Origin of the sequence: Lacinutrix sp. WUR7, from assembly GCF_016864015.1 — a bacterium.
Taxonomy (GTDB): domain Bacteria; phylum Bacteroidota; class Bacteroidia; order Flavobacteriales; family Flavobacteriaceae; genus Oceanihabitans.
Genome location: NZ_CP045067.1, coordinates 1,191,088 through 1,214,666, shown reverse-complemented (window position 1 = coordinate 1,214,666; position 23,579 = coordinate 1,191,088). Strand labels below are relative to the sequence as shown.

Annotated in this window: 22 protein-coding genes and 1 tRNA gene; 15 read left to right on the top strand and 8 right to left on the bottom strand. The window is 32.8% G+C overall.

Annotation, left to right across the window (positions count from 1 at the left end; translation table 11 throughout):
- Positions 1-90: 90 nt before the first annotated feature.
- Complete coding sequence (gene lepA / locus FG167_RS05310) at positions 91-1,887, bottom strand: translation elongation factor 4 (RefSeq protein WP_203460378.1); 1,797 nt, start codon at positions 1,885-1,887, stop codon at positions 91-93.
- Between the two features lie 160 nt (positions 1,888-2,047).
- Here lepA and FG167_RS05305 point away from each other — a divergent pair, with 160 nt between their 5' ends.
- Positions 2,048-4,447, top strand: coding sequence for an outer membrane beta-barrel family protein (locus tag FG167_RS05305; protein ID WP_203460377.1), 2,400 nt, complete (start codon positions 2,048-2,050; stop codon positions 4,445-4,447).
- Positions 4,448-4,473: 26 nt separating this feature from the next.
- On the opposite strand, the gene FG167_RS05300 is transcribed toward FG167_RS05305, so the two are convergent.
- Positions 4,474-5,577 (bottom strand): PD40 domain-containing protein, encoded by a 1,104-nt coding sequence (locus FG167_RS05300; RefSeq protein WP_203460376.1) that lies wholly within the window; start codon positions 5,575-5,577, stop codon positions 4,474-4,476.
- A gap of 59 nt (positions 5,578-5,636) precedes the next feature.
- Between FG167_RS05300 and FG167_RS05295 the strand changes: the two genes are divergently transcribed.
- Positions 5,637-6,863, top strand: a complete 1,227-nt coding sequence (locus tag FG167_RS05295; protein WP_203460375.1) for a M28 family peptidase — start codon at positions 5,637-5,639, stop codon at positions 6,861-6,863.
- Positions 6,864-6,973: 110 nt separating this feature from the next.
- Here FG167_RS05295 and FG167_RS05290 read toward each other — a convergent pair whose 3' ends face one another.
- Complete coding sequence (locus FG167_RS05290; protein WP_203460374.1) at positions 6,974-7,507, bottom strand: hypothetical protein; 534 nt, start codon at positions 7,505-7,507, stop codon at positions 6,974-6,976.
- A 102-nt stretch (positions 7,508-7,609) separates the two neighbouring features.
- Here FG167_RS05290 and dusB point away from each other — a divergent pair, with 102 nt between their 5' ends.
- Positions 7,610-8,605, top strand: coding sequence for a tRNA dihydrouridine synthase DusB (gene dusB / locus FG167_RS05285; RefSeq protein ID WP_203460373.1), 996 nt, complete (start codon positions 7,610-7,612; stop codon positions 8,603-8,605).
- A 582-nt stretch (positions 8,606-9,187) separates the two neighbouring features.
- On the opposite strand, the gene FG167_RS05280 is transcribed toward dusB, so the two are convergent.
- Positions 9,188-10,393, bottom strand: coding sequence for an FtsX-like permease family protein (locus FG167_RS05280; RefSeq protein WP_203460372.1), 1,206 nt, complete (start codon positions 10,391-10,393; stop codon positions 9,188-9,190).
- A 67-nt stretch (positions 10,394-10,460) separates the two neighbouring features.
- Complete coding sequence (rbfA, locus tag FG167_RS05275; RefSeq protein ID WP_203460371.1) at positions 10,461-10,856, bottom strand: 30S ribosome-binding factor RbfA; 396 nt, start codon at positions 10,854-10,856, stop codon at positions 10,461-10,463.
- A 186-nt stretch (positions 10,857-11,042) separates the two neighbouring features.
- Between rbfA and mce the strand changes: the two genes are divergently transcribed.
- The 3 genes from mce to FG167_RS17470 all read left to right on the top strand — a co-directional run bounded on the left by mce (position 11,043) and on the right by FG167_RS17470 (position 11,932).
- Entirely contained in the window at positions 11,043-11,444 is a 402-nt protein-coding gene (gene mce / locus FG167_RS05270) for a methylmalonyl-CoA epimerase (RefSeq protein WP_203460370.1), read from the top strand.
- Between the two features lie 78 nt (positions 11,445-11,522).
- Positions 11,523-11,596, top strand: a tRNA-Ile gene (locus FG167_RS05265).
- 210 nt (positions 11,597-11,806) lie between these two features.
- Positions 11,807-11,932 (top strand): hypothetical protein, encoded by a 126-nt coding sequence (locus FG167_RS17470; RefSeq protein WP_255564196.1) that lies wholly within the window; start codon positions 11,807-11,809, stop codon positions 11,930-11,932.
- Here the strand turns inward: FG167_RS17470 and FG167_RS05255 are convergent.
- Positions 11,929-12,522, bottom strand: coding sequence for a riboflavin synthase (locus tag FG167_RS05255; protein ID WP_203460368.1), 594 nt, complete (start codon positions 12,520-12,522; stop codon positions 11,929-11,931). The genes FG167_RS17470 and FG167_RS05255 overlap by 4 nt on opposite strands.
- 62 nt (positions 12,523-12,584) lie before the next feature.
- Here FG167_RS05255 and pdxA point away from each other — a divergent pair, with 62 nt between their 5' ends.
- The 9 genes from pdxA to FG167_RS05210 all read left to right on the top strand — a co-directional run bounded on the left by pdxA (position 12,585) and on the right by FG167_RS05210 (position 20,122).
- Positions 12,585-13,631, top strand: coding sequence for a 4-hydroxythreonine-4-phosphate dehydrogenase PdxA (gene pdxA / locus FG167_RS05250; RefSeq protein WP_203460367.1), 1,047 nt, complete (start codon positions 12,585-12,587; stop codon positions 13,629-13,631).
- A 72-nt stretch (positions 13,632-13,703) separates the two neighbouring features.
- On the top strand, positions 13,704-14,243 hold the full coding sequence (locus FG167_RS05245) for a DUF177 domain-containing protein (protein WP_203460366.1): 540 nt from the start codon (positions 13,704-13,706) through the stop codon (positions 14,241-14,243).
- Between the two features lie 8 nt (positions 14,244-14,251).
- A complete protein-coding gene (gene rpmF, locus FG167_RS05240; RefSeq protein WP_055444173.1) occupies positions 14,252-14,455 on the top strand; it encodes a 50S ribosomal protein L32 in 204 nt (67 codons plus the stop codon).
- A gap of 179 nt (positions 14,456-14,634) precedes the next feature.
- A complete protein-coding gene (locus FG167_RS05235; RefSeq protein ID WP_203460365.1) occupies positions 14,635-15,630 on the top strand; it encodes a beta-ketoacyl-ACP synthase III in 996 nt (331 codons plus the stop codon).
- Positions 15,631-15,665: 35 nt separating this feature from the next.
- Positions 15,666-16,151 (top strand): acetyl-CoA carboxylase biotin carboxyl carrier protein, encoded by a 486-nt coding sequence (accB, locus tag FG167_RS05230; protein ID WP_203460364.1) that lies wholly within the window; start codon positions 15,666-15,668, stop codon positions 16,149-16,151.
- 86 nt (positions 16,152-16,237) lie between these two features.
- Positions 16,238-17,593, top strand: coding sequence for an acetyl-CoA carboxylase biotin carboxylase subunit (gene accC / locus FG167_RS05225; protein ID WP_203460363.1), 1,356 nt, complete (start codon positions 16,238-16,240; stop codon positions 17,591-17,593).
- Between the two features lie 237 nt (positions 17,594-17,830).
- Complete coding sequence (locus tag FG167_RS05220; RefSeq protein WP_203460362.1) at positions 17,831-18,943, top strand: FAD-binding oxidoreductase; 1,113 nt, start codon at positions 17,831-17,833, stop codon at positions 18,941-18,943.
- Positions 18,943-19,668, top strand: a complete 726-nt coding sequence (gene mtgA, locus FG167_RS05215) for a monofunctional biosynthetic peptidoglycan transglycosylase (RefSeq protein WP_239004447.1) — start codon at positions 18,943-18,945, stop codon at positions 19,666-19,668. Before FG167_RS05220 ends, mtgA begins: the two co-directional genes overlap by 1 nt.
- Positions 19,661-20,122, top strand: a complete 462-nt coding sequence (locus FG167_RS05210) for a 3-oxoacyl-ACP synthase (RefSeq protein WP_203460361.1) — start codon at positions 19,661-19,663, stop codon at positions 20,120-20,122. Before mtgA ends, FG167_RS05210 begins: the two co-directional genes overlap by 8 nt.
- A gap of 57 nt (positions 20,123-20,179) precedes the next feature.
- On the opposite strand, the gene FG167_RS05205 is transcribed toward FG167_RS05210, so the two are convergent.
- Both FG167_RS05205 and FG167_RS05200 read right to left on the bottom strand, forming a co-directional pair.
- Positions 20,180-21,091: an ABC transporter ATP-binding protein gene (locus FG167_RS05205; protein WP_203460360.1), complete on the bottom strand. Its 912-nt coding sequence runs from the start codon at positions 21,089-21,091 to the stop codon at positions 20,180-20,182.
- 295 nt (positions 21,092-21,386) lie between these two features.
- Positions 21,387-23,555, bottom strand: a complete 2,169-nt coding sequence (locus FG167_RS05200; protein WP_203460359.1) for a prolyl oligopeptidase family protein — start codon at positions 23,553-23,555, stop codon at positions 21,387-21,389.
- Between the last annotated feature and the right edge of the window lie 24 nt (positions 23,556-23,579).

Sequence of the window (23,579 nt, the reverse complement as noted above, 5' to 3'; positions counted from 1 at the left end):
CTTGTTGCAATATTTAACCGTTCCCAACAAGACGAAAAAAAATCCCTTTTTGCAAAGGGATTTTTTAATATATAAAAGTGATGTTCTATTTTAGTCATTCAGCTTTAAAACAGCCATAAATGCTTCTTGTGGTATTTCTACATTACCTACTTGACGCATACGTTTTTTACCTTTTTTCTGCTTTTCTAAAAGTTTACGTTTACGTGAAATATCTCCACCATAACATTTTGCAGTTACATCTTTACGTAATGCTTTTACGGTTTCTCTTGCAATAATTTTTGCTCCAATTGCAGCTTGAATTGGAATATCAAACTGTTGGCGAGGAATTAGTTCTTTCAACTTCTCGCACATTTTTTTACCAATATTATGCGCATTATCTGCATGTATTAAAGCAGAAAGTGCATCTACAGGTTGCCCATTTAATAAGACATCTAAACGTACTAGTTTCGACACCTTCATTCCTATTGGATGGTAATCAAAAGAAGCATATCCTTTAGATACTGTTTTTAAACGATCGTAAAAATCGAAAACAATTTCTGCTAAAGGCATTTCAAAAGTTAATTCCACACGAACAGGTGTTAAATATGTTTGATTAATAATCATTCCACGCTTTTCAATACAAAGCGACATCACGTTACCTACAAAGTCCGATTTTGTAATTATCGTAGCTTTAATAAATGGTTCTTCTACACGATTTACGGTAGAAGGATCTGGTAAATCTGATGGATTATTTACTATAAAAGGTTTGTCCGGGTATTTGTTTGTAAACGCATTGTAAGATACATTGGGAACCGTTGTAATAACCGTCATATCAAACTCGCGCTCTAAACGTTCTTGAATAATTTCCATATGAAGCATTCCTAAGAAACCACAACGGAAACCAAAACCTAAAGCAGCAGAACTTTCTGGAGCAAAAACCAAAGAAGCATCGTTTAACTGCAATTTTTCCATAGAGTTTCTAAGCTCTTCGTAATCCTCTGTGTCTACAGGATAGATACCTGCAAAAACCATTGGTTTTACATCTTCAAAACCTTCTACAATATTGGTTGTTGGGTTTGCAAAATCGGTAATAGTATCTCCTACTTTTACTTCTTTTGCTGTTTTAATTCCTGTAATTAAATAACCAACATCCCCAGTTTTTACGCTTTGTTTTGCTACTTGAGTTAGTTTTAAGGTACCAACTTCATCCGCATTATATTCTTTATTTGTAGCAACAAATTTTATCTTTTGTCCTTTTTTAATTTCGCCATTAAAAACTCTAAAATAGGTTTCAATACCTCTAAATGTATTGTAAACCGAATCGAAAATTAGGGCTTGTAAAGGCGCATCTGGATCTCCTTTAGGAGCAGGAACACGCTCTATAATAGCTTTTAAAATGTTTTCTACACCAAAACCAGTTTTACCACTTGCGTGAATAACTTCAGAAGGATCGCAACCTAAAAGATCTACAATATCATCTGTTACTTCTTCTGGGTTTGCACTTGGTAAATCTACTTTATTAAGAACAGGAATAATTTCTAAATCATTCTCAAGTGCTAAATATAAATTCGAAATAGTTTGTGCTTGTATGCTTTGTGCAGCATCTACAATAAGTAAAGCGCCTTCACAGGCTGCAATAGATCGAGATACTTCATAAGAGAAATCTACGTGACCAGGAGTATCAATAAGGTTTAAAACGTAATCTTCTCCTTCGTAAGTATAATCCATTTGTATGGCGTGCGATTTGATGGTAATCCCACGTTCGCGTTCTAAATCCATACTATCTAAAAGTTGTGCTTGTTGTTCTCGAGCAGTTACCGAACCAGTAACATCCAGTAAACGATCGGCAAGTGTACTTTTTCCGTGATCAATATGCGCAATAATGCAAAAATTTCTAATGTTCTTCATAATCCTTTTCTCTTCTCTTTAGAAGATTTGGCAAATATAACGCATTTATTATGCTTTTTCATACTTTTATTTTGTAGGAAAAAGATGAGCAAATTTATGGGTAAACCGTAAAATAATAAGCAAAAGTATTGGTATATTGCGAGTTAATATTATAATAATTTTGAAAATTAAAAAGAAACTTATTTTATTATTTGCATTTATTCCGTTAGGATTATTTTGTCAAGATTTTTCTATAAACGGAAAAGTTTTAGATGCGAACAATACACCTATTTCTTTTGCTAATATTGTTCTTTTAAGCAAGCAAGACTCTACTATTGTCTCAGGAACCAGTAGTAATAATTCGGGCAGTTTCTTTCTTAATAATGTTGCGCCTAATAATTATATATTAAAAACTTCATTTATTGGGTTTAATACATACATTCAAGATGTTCAAGTAGATAAAAACATTAACCTTGCCACTATTATTTTACAAGAATCTAATCAAAATTTAGAGGAAGTCTCTATTGTTGTAAAAAAACCAACCGTTAAAAAAGAGGTAGATCGTTTGGTTTTTAATGTTGCAAATACAGCATTAAGCGAGGGTAATATGATGGAAGTTTTACGAAGTACACCTGGTGTTTTGGTAATCGACAATACTATTCAAATAAAAAGTAGTACACCAACGGTGTATATAAATGATAAAAAAGTACACCTTTCTGGAGAGGAATTGGCACAACTTCTAGAAGGTTCTCCGGCGAATAATATAAAATCTATTGAGGTTATCACCAATCCTCCAGCAAAATATGATGCTTCTAGTGGTGCTGTTTTAAATATTGTAATGGGGAAAAATTTAATAACAGGATATAGAGGTTCTGTTTTTACAAATTATACACAAGGTGTTTTTCCAAGGAGTAATGTAGGAACAACTAATTTTTATAAAACGGAAAAAATTAATGTATTTGCCAACTATAGTTTTACACAAAGCAAAATAAATAGAGAGAGTGATGAGGTGGTTAATTTTTTAGAAAACGATGCTGTTTCTGAAAAATGGACTACGGATATTGATAGAAACTCATGGTCTAAAACACATAATTTTAATCTAAATTTAGATTATTTTTTTGATGATTATAACACCCTAAGTTTTGCTTCCAATTTATTATTTCTGCCATATTATAAATATAAAATTAAAAGTAATACAGAAATTAGTGAGAACGCTAACAACCCACTTACTAGCTTTAAATCGGATAACTTATCTAGAGATAGAAAACACAATTTAGGATTTGATTTAGATTATGTTCATACCTTTAAAAACGAAGCAAAACTATCTTTAAATACGCATTATACAGTTTATAATTACAATAGGAAACAAGATGTTTTTAGTGATTATTTTTATCAAGACACACCAAATACAACGAACGCATTTAATACAAAGGCAAATCAAGCTACAGATATTTACACTTCGCAATTAGATTATAGTGCAACAATAAATGAAACTTCTTCTTTTTCTGTAGGAATTAAGACCTCCTTTATTACGGCTGATAGTGACATCACACAGTTTGATGTAATAGGAAGTAATCAAACATTGAACACCGATAATTCCGATGCTTTTAATTATAACGAAGATATTCTAGCTGCTTATATTGGGTATAATAAAAAGTGGAAAAAATGGAGCTTATCTACAGGTTTCCGAATAGAAGAAACAACTATTAAAGGAGAATCTCCAATTACAAACGAAGAAAACAAACAAGACTATTTTAAAGGATTTCCTGTTTTTAATTTAAAACATCAAATTACAGATAAAGTAAGTGCTACTATTAATTATAAACGCAGTGTAGACAGACCTAGTTATCAAAATTTAAACCCTTTTGCGTATTATTTAAACGATAATACTATAGTCACTGGAAACCCAAATTTACAACCAGCATTTGTAGATTATATTACGCTTGGTACAACCATAAATGACATGTATACTTTTGAAGCGTATTATAAATATATGGACGCTAGTTTTTTAGAATTGCCTATTCAAGATAATATAGAAAATCAAATCATTTACACCCCAATAAACTTAAGTAATACCGTAGAATATGGTTTTGATTTTACTACTTATTTTAATGTTACCAAAAATTGGTTTCTTTACTTTGTAACCTCTTTTTATAATATTCAAGATTTAGCAACATTAAATGGCGAGCGTTTAAAAACAGACTCTTGGTCTAATTATTCTGTTCTAAGTAATGATTTTTCTTTTTTAAAAGATAAAAGCCTAACTGCTAACTTAACATTTGTATATGTAGGTAAAAACCAACAAGGTTTTCAAACAGTAGATGGTAGACTTGCAACCGACTTAGCAATTAAAAAAACGATTTTAAAGAAAAAAGCTACTATATCTTTATCGGCAGCAGATTTGTTTAACCTCCAGGATTTTACTGTAAACGCTAAATATCTAGATCAAAATAATTCCAGATACTCCAACCAAGACAATAGGTATATAAAACTTGGCTTTAGTTATAAATTTGGAAACACGATTTTAGAAACAAACGAGCGCACCAAATCTCGTAAAGAAAGAGATCGTTTAGAGAAATAACGCATTCCTAAGAAAGTAGGAATTTGTTAGTCTTGCCATTCTGCAATAAATAAATTAGTATCATGTCCGCCACCATTATTTCTATTCGAAGAGAAGACTAAGTACTTACCATCATTAGAAAATACAGGGAAAGCATCAAAGGTTGTACTATGCGTAACGCGTTCTAAGTTTTTACCATCAATATCAATCAAGTATAAATTAAATGGAAATCCACGAGGGGATTCAAAGTTAGAAGAGAATAAAATTTTCTTTCCGCTAGGGTGAAAAAACGGACTCCAATTCGCGTTTCCTAAGTCGGTTAATTGCTTTAACTCACTACCATCAGCATTACAAATATAAAGCTCCATTTCGGTTGGTTGTACTAAACCTTCCGCTAATAAATCTTTATATTCTTTAATCTCTTCTTCGGTTTTTGGTCTAGAAGAACGGAAGATAATTTTTGTGCCATCTGGAGAAAAGAAAGCGCCACCATCATAACCCAATTCGAAAGTAATTTGCTTTACATCACTTCCGTCTAAATTCATAGTATATAAATCGATATCGCCATTTCTAGTCGAAGTAAATACAATTTTATCGCCTTTTGGTGAAACAGTTGGTTCTGCATCATACCCTTTTTCATTGGTTAATTGCTCGGTTATGTTTCCTTCTAAATCGGCTACAAAAATATCATAGGTATCATAAATTGGCCAGATGTATTTTCCGTTTTTACGTAAAGGTGTTTCTGGGCAAGCATCATCTCCTAAATGTGTAGAAGCATAAATAATATGCTCGTTATCTGGTAAAAAATACGCACAAGTAGTTCTTCCTTTTCCGGTGCTAATCATTGGAGGAATTTTATCTTTAAATATTTCGTCAGCATCCATTAAAAACATTTGATCGCATTCTACATTCCAGTCTTTGTTATTCGACTGAAAAACTAATTGCTTGTCATCAAAACTCCAATATGCTTCGGCATTATCTCCTCCAAAAGTAACTTGACGTATATTTTTAAAATGCGTTTCTTCCGGATAAATTAAAGAATCCACCCATTTTGTAGCTCCCGTTGTAGCATCTCCTGTTTTAGAAGTGTTCTTTTTACAGGAAACAAAAGAAAAAGCAAGTAATATGTATAGTACGTAGTTTTTAGTCATGATTTTTTACTTAAATGGCATTTAATACCTAATTTTGTGTAAAATTAATATTTATCATTATGAAATATAGCATTCTTGTCATTTTTTTAATTCTATTGAGTTCTTGTAAAGAAGATATAGCTACACCAGAAGTATCTATTGAAGAAGACGTAGCATTTTTAGCAGATGATGCTTTAGAAGGCCGACAAACAGGAACAGTAGGAGAGCAAAAAGCTGCGGAATATATTGCAAAACGTTTTCAGGACCTAGGTTTACACGCCAAAGGAACCGATGGTTTTTTTCAAACCTTTTCCTTTAAACCAAAAACAGATCCGCATCAAGAAGTGAATTATACCGTAAAAGATGGAGATAGTACCATTACTGGAACTAACGTAATTGCATACATTGATAACCAAGCAGAAAATACGGTGATTATTGGGGCGCATTATGATCATTTAGGTTATGGTGCAGAAGGTTCTTTGTATAGAGGAGAAAGAGCTATTCATAATGGAGCAGATGATAATGCAAGTGGTGTAGCAGTGCTGCTAAACTTAGCAAAACGATTAATGAAAGGGAATATTAACAACAATTACTTATTCATAACTTTTTCTGGTGAAGAAATGGGATTATTAGGTTCTAACTATTTTGTGAAAAATCCAACAATAGATACCAAGAAAGCAAACTATATGATTAATATGGATATGGTTGGTAGACTTAAAAAAGATAGTACACTTGCTGTTTACGGCGTTGGTACTTCGCCAATATTCAAACAAACTTTAAAAGCGAATAACAACCGATTTAAATTAGTGCAAAAAGAATCTGGAGTAGGGCCAAGTGATCATACTTCTTTTTATAATGCAGATATTCCTGTGTTGCATTTTTTTACGGGTCAGCATGAAGATTACCATAAACCATCCGACGACACAGAGCGTTTACATTTTAACGGCATGCAAGTGATTTCAAATTATATCTATGAGATTATTAGCGATTTAGATAACAACGGAAAACTTCCTTTTAGAAAAACCAAAAACGAAAGCGAAGATGTACCACGTTTTAAAGTTGGATTAGGCGTAATACCAGATTATTTATACGACGGAAAAGGGATGCGAATTGATGGAATTAGTGAAGACAAACCAGCACAAAAAGCAGGATTACAAAGAGGAGACGTAGTTGTAAAACTTGGAGATATTGAAGTAATCGATATGACAACATACATGATAGGATTGTCTAAATTTGAAGAAGGAGATACTACCAAAGTAGTTGTAGAAAGAGATGGAAAAACAGTAGAAGCCGAAATTAGCTTTTAAAACCCTATTAAAGTAGCGCAAATTGTAACGCATTTTATAAATCAAAAACAGCAGCAAGAATAATTAAATTTTTGCTGCTGTTTCTCTTTATAGAAGTAATAAAAATAGAATTACACACCTAAAATTTTAGCATCTACTCTAAATTTTGTGTCAATGGTAATGTCGTGTGTTTCATTAATAGTTTCGTCTGTTATGGTTTTAACACGTAAACTAAAAGTATCTTTTTTAATAAACTCTTTTAATTCTTGATCGGTAACTTGTAATTGTAAAGTGCTAGAATTAGTGTTTTCTAAATCAAAAACATTTGCTATTTCTAATTCCTCAACACCTTCGGCATTAATATAAACGTGAATTTCCTTTAAAAAGTTAAAATTTCCATCTTCTGGAGTATCGATAGTAAGCTTAATCGTTTTTAGTTTAATGCTTTCAATTAAATCCTTACGTGTATCGTTGTTTTCAAAAGTAGACTCCGACTCTGTAGCCATGTCTGGAGTTTGGATATCAAAAGGAAGGTCTATTAAAGTACTTGATGGAATAGAGTAACTTGTTTGGTAGTCTAAATCGAATTTGGTTAATTCGTCTATAGCACTGCAATTTAAAAGGAGGATAATAGGGACAAAAAGTAAAAGTAGGTTCCTTTTCATTTTAATGTTTTTGCTGCAAAGGTACATATTTACATATAAGCGGAATTTGTGTTTATTTTTTATAAAAATAAAAGACTTATTTTTGCGCAAAATATTAAGTACTTGGTAAAAATAGGCAACATAGAACTTCCTGACTTTCCTTTATTGTTAGCACCAATGGAAGACGTAAGTGATCCACCTTTTCGTGCATTATGCAAAGAACAAGGTGCAGATGTGGTATACACAGAATTTGTTAGTAGTGAAGGTTTAATTCGTAACGCAGCAAAAAGTGTTATGAAATTAGATATTTATGAAAAAGAGCGTCCTGTTGGGATTCAAATTTTTGGAGCCAATTTAGATAGTATGCTGCAAACTATTGATATTGTTGCAGAATCTAAACCAGACATTATTGATATTAATTTTGGTTGTCCGGTAAAGAAAGTAGTTAGTAAAGGTGCAGGAGCAGGAATCTTAAAAGATGTCTGTTTGATGGAGCAATTAACTGCCGAAATGGTGAAACGTACCAACATTCCAATCACGGTAAAAACACGTTTGGGTTGGGATCATGATTCTATTCGAATTGTTGAGGTTGCCGAAAGATTACAAGATGTTGGCTGTAAAGCGATAGCTATTCACGGACGTACAAGAGCGCAAATGTATAAAGGAGATGCCGATTGGAAACCAATTGCAGAAGTGAAAAATAATGCTCGTATGCATATTCCTGTTTTTGGAAATGGCGATGTTACCTCTCCAGAACGCGCAATGGAAATGCGTGATGTGTACGGATTAGATGGTTGTATGATTGGTCGTGCTTCCATTGGTAATCCTTGGTTTTTTAAACAAGTAAAACACTTTTTTGAAACAGGAGAACATTACCGACCAATTAATATGCAAGAACGTGTGGAAGCGGCTCGTAGACATTTACAAATGTCTATTGATTGGAAAGGGGAAATCCTTGGTGTTTTTGAAACGAGAAGACATTATACCAATTACTTTAAAGGGATTCCACATTTTAAAGAATACCGAATGAAAATGGTTACTAGTGATGCATCTGTAGATGTGTTTGCTGCTTTTGATGAGGTGTTAGAGAAGTTTGGCGACTTTCAGTTTACAGAATAGTTTTTAGAAATTCCAAAAAACTAAATTTCAAATCCCAACACCATTGTTTTATAGTTTCTGGCACCTCTCTTTAGCTAAAGAGAGGTGGTTTTGACTTTAGTCAAAAGCGGAGCGTTTGAAGAAAAAAGCGAGGCTATTTTTTAGGAACAAAACTCCTCTTTCTTCCCGTTTTCTTTTTGGAAAACTGCAATTCATTCTCCTCTTAAACTTAAGAGGAGAGCTTTTACGCGTATATTTTTATTTAGTTAGAAAACAAGGCTGTATATATTCAAAACACCTCTTTCTTACAGCTAAAATTATAATTTGTACTTGCTCCTCTCTTTAGTTAAAGAGAGGTGGTTTTGACTTTAGTCAAAAGCGGAGAGTTTGCAAATTGCGCGAAGCTGCAACAAAATAGATTTTTTTAAGTAATTACTTTCCTTTTAATTAAACCTTAACCATAGCAAGTACACGCAAGAAGGATTGCAGTGGCATCCTTTTTTATGTCAGTTCGAGTGTTTTGCGAAGCATGAGCAAAATGTATCGAGAAAAAAAGATATAACGGAAAGCCTGTTTGCCTTTTTCAGGCAACTTGCCCAAAAACTAATTAGACACTAAATTTTTAGTAATTCTTGCAGAAGCAATTTTGGAAGCAATAACCCCCAAAACGGTAATGGTTAAAAACACAATTCCTACGTTTATTGCTTTTAATGCAACAGGATAAGGTAAAGAAGGTGTTATCATTATGAAAGCGAATGTTTGCTGTAGAAAAATAAGAAGTACTCCAATAATTAAACCAATAATACCGCCTAAAAGAGTCATTAAAACCCCTTGATAAAAGAATATGTTTTGAATATCTTTTTGGGTTGCACCAAGATTAAATAAGGTGTTTATGGTCTTCTTTTTATCTAGAATCATCATAATTATAGAACCAATAACGTTAAATAATGCGATGATTAATACCAAAGTGAATATGAGGTAAACGGCTAAATATTCGGTGTTTAGCATTTTATAAAGCGCATCATTTAATTGTGCTCTATTTTTTAAAATCACTTTATCACCTAAAATATTTTGAATATTTGTTCTTGCTTGTTCTTCGTTAAAACCTTCTTTTAGTTTAAATTCTATAGCAGAGATTTGATTGTCTTTGTAGCCTAACAATTCTTTAGCAAATTTAAAAGGTGCGTAAACGTATTTGTCGTTTAGCTCTTCGTTAATATCAAAAATACCGACATTAATGGCTTGAAAGGTGTTGTATATTTGTTTTTCGGAAGTAATTTGTCCTTTTCCAGGCTTCATTACATATAAACTAACACGTTTACCATAATCTAATACACCAAAAGAGAGGTTGCTCGAAATTCCCCAACCGACTACAATTTGGTTGGTGTTTTGTGTAAGCCAGCTTCCTAAAGGAATTACAGAGTCTATGTTATTTACTTTTTCGTAATTTTCATCTACGCCTTTTATGTATGCGTTTGGGTAGTTTTTTTCATCAAAAGCGATAAAAACACGATCTTCAATAATTTTAGAATACGAAACAATATCTTCTAGATTATCTAGCTTTTCTAATTCGTCATCCGTAATAAAAAAAGATTTTCCTATGGCGGTTTCTGCTTTTAAATCGGGATCGACAATAGAAGTAAATTGTAAGGTGAAGTCTTTTAAACCAGCAAAACCAGATAGTACAATAAATAAAGAAGCGGCACCAAGAACGATTCCGACAGCTGCAATTATGGTAATAAAATTAATAGCATTGTTACTGCTTTTAGAATGCAAATAACGTTTCGCTATGTATAAAGGGAAATGCATGTTTATTTTACAATAACAAAAATGAGTTTTAAGTAATAAATATAATGGAAAGGTTTTTTAAAACCAATTATTGCTTTTTACGTTTCCCTAGAAGTTCCGGATCGTTAATAGGGTCCTCTTTTCCTTTTAAAGACTGTTCAATCTTGTCAATATACTCTAAAGAATCATCTACAAAGAACTCTAAATTTGGCATACGTCTTAATTGATGTCTAGTACGTTGCGCTAATTCATGTCTAATTAATGGCGTATTCGATTTAATACCTTCTAGTAGTTCTTTCCCTTTATTATTAGGAAAAATACTTAAATACACTTTAGCAACAGAAAGATCTATAGTTACTTTTACTTTACTAACAGAAATAAGTATTCCTTTCATACCACCTTGTGATGCTGCTTTTTGTAGCACATCCACTATATCTCGTTGTAATACAGAACCTATTTTTTTTTGTCTTTGCGTTTCTTCCACTTTAAATGTATTTTAGATTCAGAATAATCTGAAATCTTATTTCAATATAAAAGATAAACTTTATCTTCTACAATGCAAAAATAGTTGATATTTAAGGATTATTGTATTTTTAAGGCATTAAAATAAATTTTAGTAAAAAATATAAGTTAACCTAAAAAATGATTTTCGCTTTCGCGGAAAATAAGCATGAATAAAATTGAACACATAGGTATTGCTGTAAAAGACTTAGAAAAAGCAAATAAATTATATGCGCAACTTTTTGGTGAACCGCATTATAAAGTAGAAGAAGTCGCTAGTGAAGGCGTAAAGACCTCGTTTTTTAAAGTCGGCGAAAACAAAATTGAATTATTAGAAGCTACCAACCAAAATAGCGCAATCGCTAAGTTTATAGAAAAGAAAGGAGAAGGAATGCATCATATTGCTTTTGCTGTAGATAATATTGAAAAAGAAATTTTAAGATTAAAACAGGAAGGTTTTAAAATAATTAACGAAATTCCTAAACAAGGAGCAGACAACAAGTTAGTCGCTTTTTTACATCCAAAAAGTACGAATGGCGTCTTAATAGAGCTTTGTCAAGAAATTATTTAAAAAATATTCTTGTAGAGTTTTAAAATATGTAGTAATATTGCACACTCTTTAGCAATAAAGAGTTTGACATTTGTCAATGGTCCCATAGCTCAGTTGGTTAGAGCACCTGACTCATAATCAGGTGGTCCTTGGTTCGAGCCCAAGTGGGACCACTTTTTTTTATATAAGTATAGAAAAAGTGTTAAGATTTAACAGTTTACCGATGTTTTTTTGCAATTAGAAGATTTTTTTCAACTAAAAAGATTTAGAATTTTTTGTTAAGTCGCTTTTTTTTATACATTTACAACTGAATGATACAAAACAAAAAAATAATTGCCTCAATCTTATTTTTATTAATAAGTTTTGTTAGTGTAGCGCAAACTATGAGTGGACCTCCTCCTCCAGCGCCACCACCACCACCAGGTCTTCCTATAGATGCTGGTATTTACTTGTTATTAGGTATTGGTTTGGTATATGGTATTGTGAAAACGATTCGCTCTAAAGCTTAAAGTTTATTTAGGTCTACCAATCTAGCTACATATTTTCCAATTACATCAAATTCTAAATTTACTACTGTACCTATTTTAAAATTCTTGAAATTTGTGTGCTCATAAGTATACGGAATTATAGCTACGCTAAATGCATCCTTTTTAGAGTTTACAACTGTTAAGCTTACACCGTTAATAGTAATGGAGCCTTTTTCAATAGTGATATTATTTAACCCACTATCATATTTAAAAGTAAATAACCAACTTCCCGAAGTATTTTCAACATGCGTACAAGTAGCCGTTTGATCTACATGACCTTGTACAATATGACCATCTAATCGTTCGCCTAGCTTCATCGCTCTTTCTAAATTTACTACATCGCCAGCCTTAATCGTATTTAAATTTGTTTTTTCTAGCGTTTCTTTAATTGCTGTTACTTTATATTCGTTATTGTTAATAGCAACAACCGTTAAACACACGCCGTTATGCGCTACACTCTGATCTATTTGTAGTTCTTGCGTAAAATTACTTTGCACTGTAATGTGCAAATTATCAAGCTCTTGATCTAGTTGTTTTACCTCTCCTAATTCCTCAATGATTCCAGTAAACATTATTGTCGATTATTTAGTTAAATTTGTAACAGTAAAATTACAAACAAAAGTTAGCATTATTAATGAAGAAAGAAGAAAATATAATTGTAGGTATCTCTATTGGAGACTTAAATGGTATAGGAGCAGAGATTGTACTAAAGACTTTTGAAGATCCTAGAACGCTAGAATTTTGTACTCCAGTTATTTTCGCATCCGTAAAAACAATGACTTTTTTAAAAAATCATTTTAAAGTAGATGTGAATTTAAACGGAATAAACAGCTTAGATCAAATACTTCCACAAAAAATTAATGTCTTTAATGTTTGGAATGATCATGTGAAAATTCAATTCGGTAAAGAAGATTTTAAAATAGGGGAGTTTGCTATAAAGTCTTTGGAAGCTGCTACAAGCGCTTTAAAAAACGGAAACATAGACGTATTAGTTACTGCTCCAATAAATAAGCATAACATACAGTCGGATACCTTTAAATTTCCTGGACACACTAATTATTTAGAACAAGAATTAGAAGGAAACAGTTTAATGTTAATGGTTGCCGACAAACTACGTGTTGGTTTATTAACAGATCATGTACCAGTAAAAGATGTCGCAACACAAATTACGCCGAAACGTATCAAAGAGAAAATAGAAACTATTTATACTTCGCTACAAAAAGACTTTAAAATTAGAAAGCCTAAAATAGCGGTATTAGGTATTAATCCGCACAATGGAGATAATGGTGTTATTGGTACGGAAGACGATACTGTTTTAAGGCCAACATTAGAAGAAATTAAAAAAACAGGGAAGTTAATTTACGGTCCTTACGCTGCAGATAGCTTTTTTGGTTCCAATAATTACACAAATTTTGATGCTATAATAGCTTCTTATCACGATCAAGGATTAATTCCTTTTAAAACACTTTCTTTCGGACAAGGTGTAAATTACACTGCAGGATTAAACAAAATAAGAACGTCTCCAGATCATGGAACCGCTTTTGAAATCGCAGGAAAGAACTTAGCAGACAACAGTTCTTTCAAGGAGGCAGTGTTTAAAGCTATTGAAATTTATAAGAATAGATTAGAGTATGATGCATTAACGGAAAACCCTCTAAAATTCAATCAAAAAAAGATATAAACAAAAAAATGTTTATAACTGTGCTTGGTAAATAAAAATTTGTATATTTGCAGGCTCAAAATAGATGTGAAAATGAAGCATTTGAAAGCATTTACAATACCATTTGTAGGTTTAAAAGCAGGGGAACACCTTTTTGAGTATAATATTGAACAATCGTTCTTTGAACATTTTGAGTATGAAGATTTTAATGATTCAAACATTAAAGTAGCTGTTATTTTAAATAAAAAATCAACATTACTAGAATTGAATTTTAAAATTTCGGGAACTATAAACGTTAATTGCGATGTAACCAACGAACCGTATGATCAAGAAATTGAAAGTGATTTTGATTTGGTTGTTAAGTTTGGAGAGGAGTTCAATGACGAAGACATGGACATATTAATCATTTCGCATGGGGAATATGAAATAAATATACAACAGTATATTTATGAGCTTATTGTTTTAGCTGTTCCTAATAAACGAATCCATCCAGGAGTTGAAGATGGTACATTAGATTCAGAAATACTTAAAAAATTAGAAGAACTTAGCCCTAAATCGGCTGAAGAAAAAGAAAACAAAGAGGATATAGATCCTCGTTGGAATACACTTAAGAAACTATTAACGGATAAATAATATAAAAAATGGCACATCCTAAAAGAAAAATCTCAAAAACAAGAAGAGATAAAAGAAGAACACATTATAAAGCAGTTGCGCCACAAGTTGCTACATGCCCAACAACAGGTGAAGCTCACTTATACCATAGAGCACACTGGTTTGAAGGAAAATTATACCACAGAGGACAAGTTTTAATAGACAACTCACAAGTAGAAGAAAATTTAGCATAGTTACTATGCGTGCATACAATAAAACGCTCCACTGTGAGCGTTTTTTTTGTTATATATTTTTCTTTACGTTAAAAACAACTTAATTTGCGTCAAAATAAGCTGAAACACACCAGATTTATTAAATCTGAATTCGTTTTAGCCAATTTTGAACGATTTTAGGTTAAATTAACACCAAAATTATGAGCAAAATCTCAGCAGCAATAACAGCTGTAGGTAAATATGTTCCAGAATATGTATTAACTAACCAAATATTGGAAACTTTAGTCGATACAAATGATGAATGGATAACTTCTAGAACAGGAATTAAGGAACGTAGAATATTAAAAGAAAAAGGCAAAGGCACCTCTTTTTTAGCAACGGAAGCTGCCAAAGATTTGATAAATAAAGCAAATCTAGACCCCAAAGAAATAGAATTAGTAATAGTAGCAACAGCTACAAGAGATATGCAAGCATCTGCAACAGCAGTATTTGTAGCTTCACAAATAGGAGCAACAAATGCTTTTGCTTATGATTTAGATGCTGCCTGCTCTAGTTTTTTATACGCAGCTTCTACAGCATCTAGTTTTATAGAATGTGGAAAGTATAAAAAGGTATTAGTAATAGGAGCAGATATGAACTCCTCTATGATAGATTATACAGATAGAGCGACTTGTATTATTTTTGGTGACGGGGCAGGAGCTGTACTTTTTGAGCCTAACACAGAAGGGTTAGGAGTTCTAGATGAATACTTACGAAGCGATGGCACCGGAAGAGAGTTTCTTCAAGTAGCAGCGGGAGGATCTATAGAGCCAGCAACCTTAGAAACCGTAAAAGCAAAAAAACACTTTGTATACCAAGATGGAAAAACAGTGTTTAAATGGGCTGTTTCTAATATGGCAGACGCTTGTGTGAAAATTTTAGAAAAAAACAATCTTACTAATGATGATGTAGATTGGTTAGCAGCACATCAAGCAAATAAAAGAATTATTGATGCTACTGCAAACAGAATGGATTTAGATGCTAGCAAAGTAATGATGAATATTGAAAAATATGGAAACACTACTTCAGCAACAATACCTTTATTATTAAACGATTACGAATCTCAACTAAAAAAAGGTGACAAAGTAATACTTGCAGCTTTTGGAGGAGGATTTACTTGGGGCTCCATGTATTTAAAATGGGCTTATAATTCTTAAACTAACTAACAATCATAATCTAAAACTTGAATATTATGGATATTAAAGACATTCAAAACCTAATTAAATTTGTAGCCAAATCTGGTGCAAGTGAGGTGAAATTAGAAACTGACGATATTAAAATTACCATAAAAACCGGTGGAGACGATAAAGCAGAAACCCAAACATTTGTACAACAAATACCAATGGGTACTATGGCACAAGCGCCAATTGCTGCTCCACAACCGGTTGCAGATGTAACTCCTGCAATACCAGCTGTTGCAGAAGAAGACAACTCAAAATACATCACAATTAAGTCTCCTATTATTGGAACTTTATATAGAAAGCCTTCTCCAGACAAACCTGTTTTTGTTGAAGTAGGACAAACTATTAATGAAGGGGATGTTTTATGTATCATCGAAGCAATGAAACTTTTTAACGAAATAGAATCAGAAGTATCTGGTAAAATCGTAAAAGTTTTAGTCGATGATTCTTCTCCTGTAGAGTTTGATCAACCATTATTTTTAGTAGATCCATCATAACCCTTTAAAAATTCCAATACACAAATCTTAAAATCCAATATTTGGAATTTGGAGCTTGGAATTTGAAATTTTTAATCCTAAAAGTTATGTTCAAAAAAATATTAATTGCCAATAGAGGTGAAATTGCATTACGTGTAATTAGAACCTGTAAAGAAATGGGCATTAAAACAGTCGCTGTATATTCTACAGCAGATGCAGATAGCCTTCACGTGAAATTTGCAGACGAAGCCGTATGTATTGGTCCAGCAGCAAGTAGCGAGTCTTATTTAAAAATGTCTAATGTCATTGCAGCAGCAGAAATTACCAATGCAGATGCAATACATCCAGGATATGGATTTTTGTCTGAAAACGCTAAATTTTCTAAAATTTGTGAAGAGCATAATATAAAATTTATTGGTGCTTCCGAAGAAATGATTAATAGAATGGGAGACAAGGCGAATGCCAAAGCAACCATGATAGAAGCTGGAGTACCATGTGTCCCAGGAAGTGAAGGTGTAATAGAAGATTTTGAAGATTGCGAAAAAGTAGCCCTAGAAACTGGCTATCCAGTAATGCTTAAAGCATCTGCTGGTGGTGGTGGAAAAGGAATGCGTGCCGTATGGAAAGCCGAAGACCTTAAAGAAGCTTGGGATTCTGCAAGACAAGAATCTAAAGCAGCATTTGGAAATGATGATATGTATATGGAAAAGCTTATTGAAGAGCCTCGCCATATCGAAATTCAAATTGTAGGAGACTCTACTGGTCGTGCTTGTCACTTATCCGAAAGAGATTGCTCTATTCAACGTCGTCATCAAAAATTAACAGAAGAAGTTCCTTCTCCTTTTATGACCAAAGCGCTACGTAAAAAAATGGGTGAAGCTGCTGTTAAAGCATCCGAATACATTAAATACGAAGGTGCAGGAACCGTAGAATTTCTAGTGGATAAACACAGAAATTTCTACTTTATGGAAATGAATACGCGTATACAAGTAGAACATCCAATTACAGAACAAGTAATAGATTTTGATTTGATACGTGAGCAAATTCTTGTAGCTGCAGGAGTGCCAATTTCAGGTAAAAACTATTTACCACAATTACACTCTATAGAATGTCGTATTAATGCCGAAGATCCGTATAATAATTTTAGACCTTCGCCAGGAAAAATAACCACGTTACACGCTCCTGGAGGACACGGAGTACGTTTAGATACACACGTGTACGCAGGGTATAGCATTCCGCCAAACTACGATTCTATGATTGCAAAGTTAATTACAACTGCGCAAACTAGAGAAGAAGCTATTCATAAAATGAAACGTGCTTTAGACGAGTTCGTGATCGAGGGAATAAAAACAACCATTCCTTTTCATAGACAGTTAATGGATCATCCAGATTATTTAGCAGGAAATTATACGACTAAATTTATGGAAGATTTTGTAATGAAACCAAAAGAAGAAGAAGACTAATTAAAAATGTGCTTCTCGATATTGGACTAGAAGTTTCAAAATATAATAGTATTCCTTTAATAATGGAAAAACATTAAACTCCGAAAGCAATTTCGGAGTTTTTTTATGGTGTTTCTTTTGCCTCAAATAGCAAAAGTCAGGCTATTCGCTATATCTTTTTGTAAAAAAAACAAAAAGGATGCCGCTGCTATCCTTAACACAGTTTAGTACTTCCAATTAAAATCCTAAATTAGCAATATGAACTTATCCTATTGGGAAATAAAAACATGGCTCAGTAACATAGACTATACTATTGTTGGTAGTGGTATTGTCGGACTTAATTGCGCCTTGCAACTAAAAGAAAAATTTCCAAAAGCCAATATTCTTATTCTAGAAAAAGGAACCTTACCACAAGGAGCAAGTACCAAAAACGCAGGGTTTTCCTGTTTTGGTAGCCTAAGCGAAATTCTAGACGATTTAAACACGCATACAGAACAAGAAGTTATAGAGCTTGTGAAAAAACGCGTACATGGCTTACAGCTTTTAAGAAACACGTTAGGAGACAAAATAATTGACTACCAACAGTTAGGAGGTTATGAATTGTTTACCAAACAGGATTCCGATTTGTTTCAAGAATGTCTTTCTAAAAAGGAAGATATAAATAATCTGCTAAAACCTGTTTTTAATGCAGCCGTTTTTAGTTTAAAAGAAAACATATTCCGCTTTAAAAATATTGAAGAAAATTATATTTTCAACCAGTTTGAAGGACAAATAGATACTGGTAAAATGATGGATGCATTGCTTCAAAAAGCACTTTCTAAAGGCATTAAAATTTTAAATAATGTGTCGGTTACTAATTTTTCAGAAGATGCAAATGGGGTAAAAATAGAAACCAATTCGTTTTCCTTTTCCTCTTCTAAATTATTAATAGCAACCAATGGCTTTGCTTCGCAATTAAATATTCTAGAAGTAAAACCAGCAAGAGCACAAGTTTTAATTACCAAACCAATAAAAAACCTACACATAAAAGGCACCTTTCATTTAGATAAAGGCTATTATTATTTTAGAAATATTGACGATAGAGTTTTATTTGGCGGCGGAAGAAATCTAGATTTTAAAACCGAAGAAACTACCGAATTACACCAAACAGCAATCATTCAAAACAAACTAGAGGAACTTTTAAAAAGCACTATTTTACCAGAAACTCCTTTTGAAATTGACCATCGATGGAGTGGTATTATGGGCGTTGGTACTCAGAAAAAAGCAATAGTAAAACAACTAAGTACTAATGTGTTTTGCGGTGTAAGACTTGGAGGAATGGGCATTGCAATTGGTAGTTTGGTGGGTAAAGAATTAGCGGATCTAGTATAATGGCTAAACCAAAAAAGAAGCAACCAGAGAATCTGTTGCAAAGACTTTTCCGATTTGTTATAAAATGTATCTTTTGGTTGGTAGTGTTTTCTGTAGTTCTCGTTTTCTTATATAAAAAGGTTCCAGTTCCCGCTACGCCATTAATGCTAATTAGAAGTGTAGAACAATATCAAGAAGGTAAAGATATTGTTTGGAAACACGATTGGGTTGCTATGGATCATATTTCAAAAAATGTACAAATTGCGGTCCTTTGTAGCGAAGATCAAAATTTTTTAAACCATACTGGTTTTGATTATAAAGCTATTGAAAAAGCTTTTCAGCATAATAAAAAAGGAAAACGAATTAAAGGAGGAAGTACGATAAGCCAACAAACTGCAAAAAATGTTTTTCTTTGGCCAGAACGCAGTTGGTTACGCAAAGGTTTAGAAACCTATTTCACCTTTTTAATAGAAAAAATTTGGAGCAAAGAGCGGATTTTAGAAGTGTATTTAAATAGCATAGAAATGGGAAATGGTATTTATGGTGTAGAAGCCGCTTCGCAATATTGGTTTAAAAAATCGGCTTCCAGATTATCACAACAAGAAGCAGCTGCCATTGCTGCTATTTTACCAAATCCGAGAAGGTATAAAGCAAATCCACCAACAAGCTACATAAATTCTAGAAAAAGGTGGATTGTAAAACAAATGGTTTATTTTGGAACCTTAGATTTTAAGAGCAATGAGTAGTACGTTACATTTAAAGAAAAACCTATATGATACTTGTTTTCAGTTTATAGAAAACAGGTTATTAACGGTGCAAAAAACCATCAATGAAATCCAAGAATCCTTAACTAGCGAAACCAAAAGTAGTGCTGGAGATAAGCATGAAACTGGTCGTGCCATGTTACAACTAGAACGTGAAAAAGCAGGAAATCAACTCTCTGAAATTGTAAAGGTTAAAGAAGCACTTTCTAAAATAAGTGTCGAAAAAACGAGTCCAACCATTGGTTTAGGAAGTGTCGTATATACCACAAAAGCGAACTATTATATTGCTATTAGTGCAGGAGAATTGACGGTAGATAAAGAGAATTTTTATGCGATTTCACCAAATACACCTATTGGGAAATTGCTATTTGGAAAAGGTGTTGGGGATGCAGTTTTGTTTAGGGATTTGACGTTTGAGGTAAAAAAAGTGGTGTAAATAAAAATGTAGAGCAACAGAAGTTAGTCTAGGTAAATATTTGAAATTAAAAATGAATTATTTTAATAATTCAAGATACACAACTTCATTGTTTTTAAACTTCATTTTGCTCTCAAATAACACAACCTCACCTTCCAAATCCGCTTCCACCAAATAACAATTCCCTTTAAAATAAGACTGTTTAACGACTACTTCTAAATTTGATTTTTCAACTACCTGTAATTGATGTGCATAAATTATTTTACCATCTATCACATTAAATTCTCCAAAAAACGAAGCAATTAATGGCGTTTTAGGATCTTTATATAAATTTTCAGGAGTATCGTTAATTGCTATTTTATGGTTGTTTAAAACAATCATTTTATCGGCATGACCCAATACATCTTCTTTGTCGTGTGTAGCAACAATACAAGCTATATTATTTTCTTTTAAATATTTAAAAACACTTCTGCGAAGGGATTGTTTTTTAAAATTATCGATGTGGCTAAAAGGTTCATCCAGTAAAATAATTTCTGGTTGTTTTGCTAAAGCTCTTGCAAGTGCCACACGTTGTTTTTGTCCGCCACTTAATAATTTCACTTTGGTTTTTGCAACGTTGGTAAGCTCTACCACTTCTATTAATTCTGCTACTCGTTTCTGTTTTTCTTCTGGATAAAAACGAGATAGGAACTTCGCGATGTTTTCTTCGACAGAAATATAAGGCATCAAATCAAATTCTTGCGCTACGTATTTCATGAAATCATGGCCAATAACTAGATTGTGTTTTGGTCCTAGAATTTCTTCGTCTTGCCAAAAAATGTTTCCTTTTTCTGTATCATATTCACCATAAAGGACTTTTAATAAAGTACTTTTTCCAGAGCCACTTTCACCAATAATAGAAAGGTGTTCTCCGGGTTTTACCGTAAAGGAAATATCCTTTAAAACGGGTGTTTTATTATAAGAAAAGGTGATGTTTTTTACTTGCAGCATTTTATACCAGTTATCATTTAAAATTACCGAAATAAAACACCCTTTATTACTTTTTACTTCATAAGAAAAAGAAACCGTAACAAAAGCTATGCTTTATTTTTATTACTCGTATAAAGCAATAAATCATCATTTTATTTTACAATAGTTTTAAATGATGATTGGTATTACAAAAATAGCATAAAAAAACCGCGCAACTTTTAAGAAGAGCGGTTTTAGTACAATTTTATTAATTAGACATTTCGACACTAGATTCGCTAAAGCTTCGGATGCTAAATGCGCTGCGTGTGACAAATAATTATCCTTTTATTTTTTCTTTCATTTTGCTTGGTAGCACATCAAATCCCATATTATATAACGTAAATCCGAAAATATCTGCGTATTGCTCAATGGTTTTACTAACCGGAGTTCCTGCACCATGTCCTGCATCGGTTTCAATTCTAATTAAAGTAGGATTATTTCCTGTTTGCTTGTCTTGTAATTCTGCAGCAAATTTAAAACTATGTGCTGGTACAACGCGATCATCATGATCTCCTGTGGTTATTAGGGTTGCAGGATATTGTACGCCTTCTTTTACATTGTGTACTGGAGAATAACCTTTCAGGTATTCAAACATTTCTTTGTTGTCTTCTGCGGTTCCGTAATCATAAGCCCAACCTGCTCCAGCTGTAAATGTGTGATAACGTAACATATCTAAAACACCAACAGCAGGTAATGCTACTTTCATTAAATCTGGACGTTGCGTCATGGTTGCACCAACTAGTAAACCACCATTAGAACCACCGCGAATTGCTAAATAATCGCTAGAAGTATAATTGTTTGCTATTAGGTATTCTGCAGCAGCAATAAAGTCATCAAATACATTTTGTTTTTTTAATTGTGTTCCTGCTTTGTGCCATTCTTTTCCGTATTCACCACCACCACGAAGATTAGGAACTGCATAAATTCCGCCTTGTTCCATCCAAACGGCATTAGTAATACTAAAAGACGGATTTAAACTTACATTGAATCCGCCATAACCATAAAGAATGGTCGGGTTTTTTCCGTTAAGTTCTACGCCTTTTTTGTGAGTAATTATCATCGGTACTTTGGTACCATCCTTAGAGTTGTAAAATACTTGTTTGCTGATATAGTCTTCCGTATTGAAATCTATACTCGGTTTCCAGTACAATTCAGATGCACCAGTATCTACATTTAATTTATAAATACTAGATGGTGTATTGTAGTTGGTAAAGGAAAAGTAATCTATTTTCTCTTCTTTTTTTCCGCCAAATCCACCAGCATTTCCTACTCCTGGAAGTTGGATGTCTCTTATGAATTTTCCGTCATAGTCATATTGTTTTACTTTAGAAATAGCATCGACCATATATTCTGTAAAGAAATATCCGCCTCCTGTTGAAGGACTTAAAACATACTCTGTTTCCGGAATAAAATCTTTCCAGTTTTCAGGTGTCGGATTTGCAGCATCTACAGTTACAATTTTTTTATTAGGCGCATTTAGATTGGTTACTAAAAATAGCTTGCTACCAATATTATCGATAACATAAGTATCACTATCTGTATGGTCTAAAATGGTTACTAACGGATTGTTAGGATTCGATAAGTCTTTGATGTAAAGCTTGTTTCCCGAAGTAGAAACTCTTGGTGAAATTAGCAAATACTTATTGTCTTCTGTAACGGTTCCGTAGATATATCTGTGTTTTTCGGAAGGCGTACCACCAAAAATTAGCGCATCTTCTTTTTGAGGCGTTCCAAGTTTGTGATAGTAAACTTTGTGCTGATCGGTTTTAGCTGAAAGCTCGCTTCCTTTAGGTTTGTCGTAACTAGAATAATAGAAACCTTCGTTTTTAAACCAAGACATACCGCTAAATTTAATATCGACTAAAGTATCTTCCATAATCTCTTTTGTTTCGGTATCCAGGATTAAAATCTTCCTCCAATCACTTCCACCTTCCGAAATAGCATAGGCTAATGTTTTTCCGTCTTTTGAAAAACTCGTTCCTCCTAAAGAAACGGTTCCATCCTCCGAAAATGTATTCGGATCTAGAAATACTTCCGCGGTATCTGGACTACTTCCTTTTTTGTGTCTGTAAATTACATATTGGTTTTGTAGGCCATCGTTTTTATAAAAATACGTATAATCTCCTTCGTTAAATGGAGCGCCTACTTTTTCGTAATTCCAAAGTTTTTCAAGACGTTCTTTTAATTCTTTTCTATAGGGAATATTGTTTAAATAACTGTATGTTGCTTGGTTTTGTGCCTTTACCCAATTCTCTGTTTCTACGCTTTTATCGTCTTCAAGCCAGCGATAAGGGTCTTTTACATCAACACCAAAATAATTTGTAACGGTATCTACTTTTTTCGTTTCTGGATAGTTAACTGAAATGTTTCTTTCTACTTGTTTCTTTTCTTCTTTACAAGCCATTATGGTAATTAGTGTAATTAAACAAAGGGTTATTTTATTCATTTTTGGAGAATTTATAATTGGTAT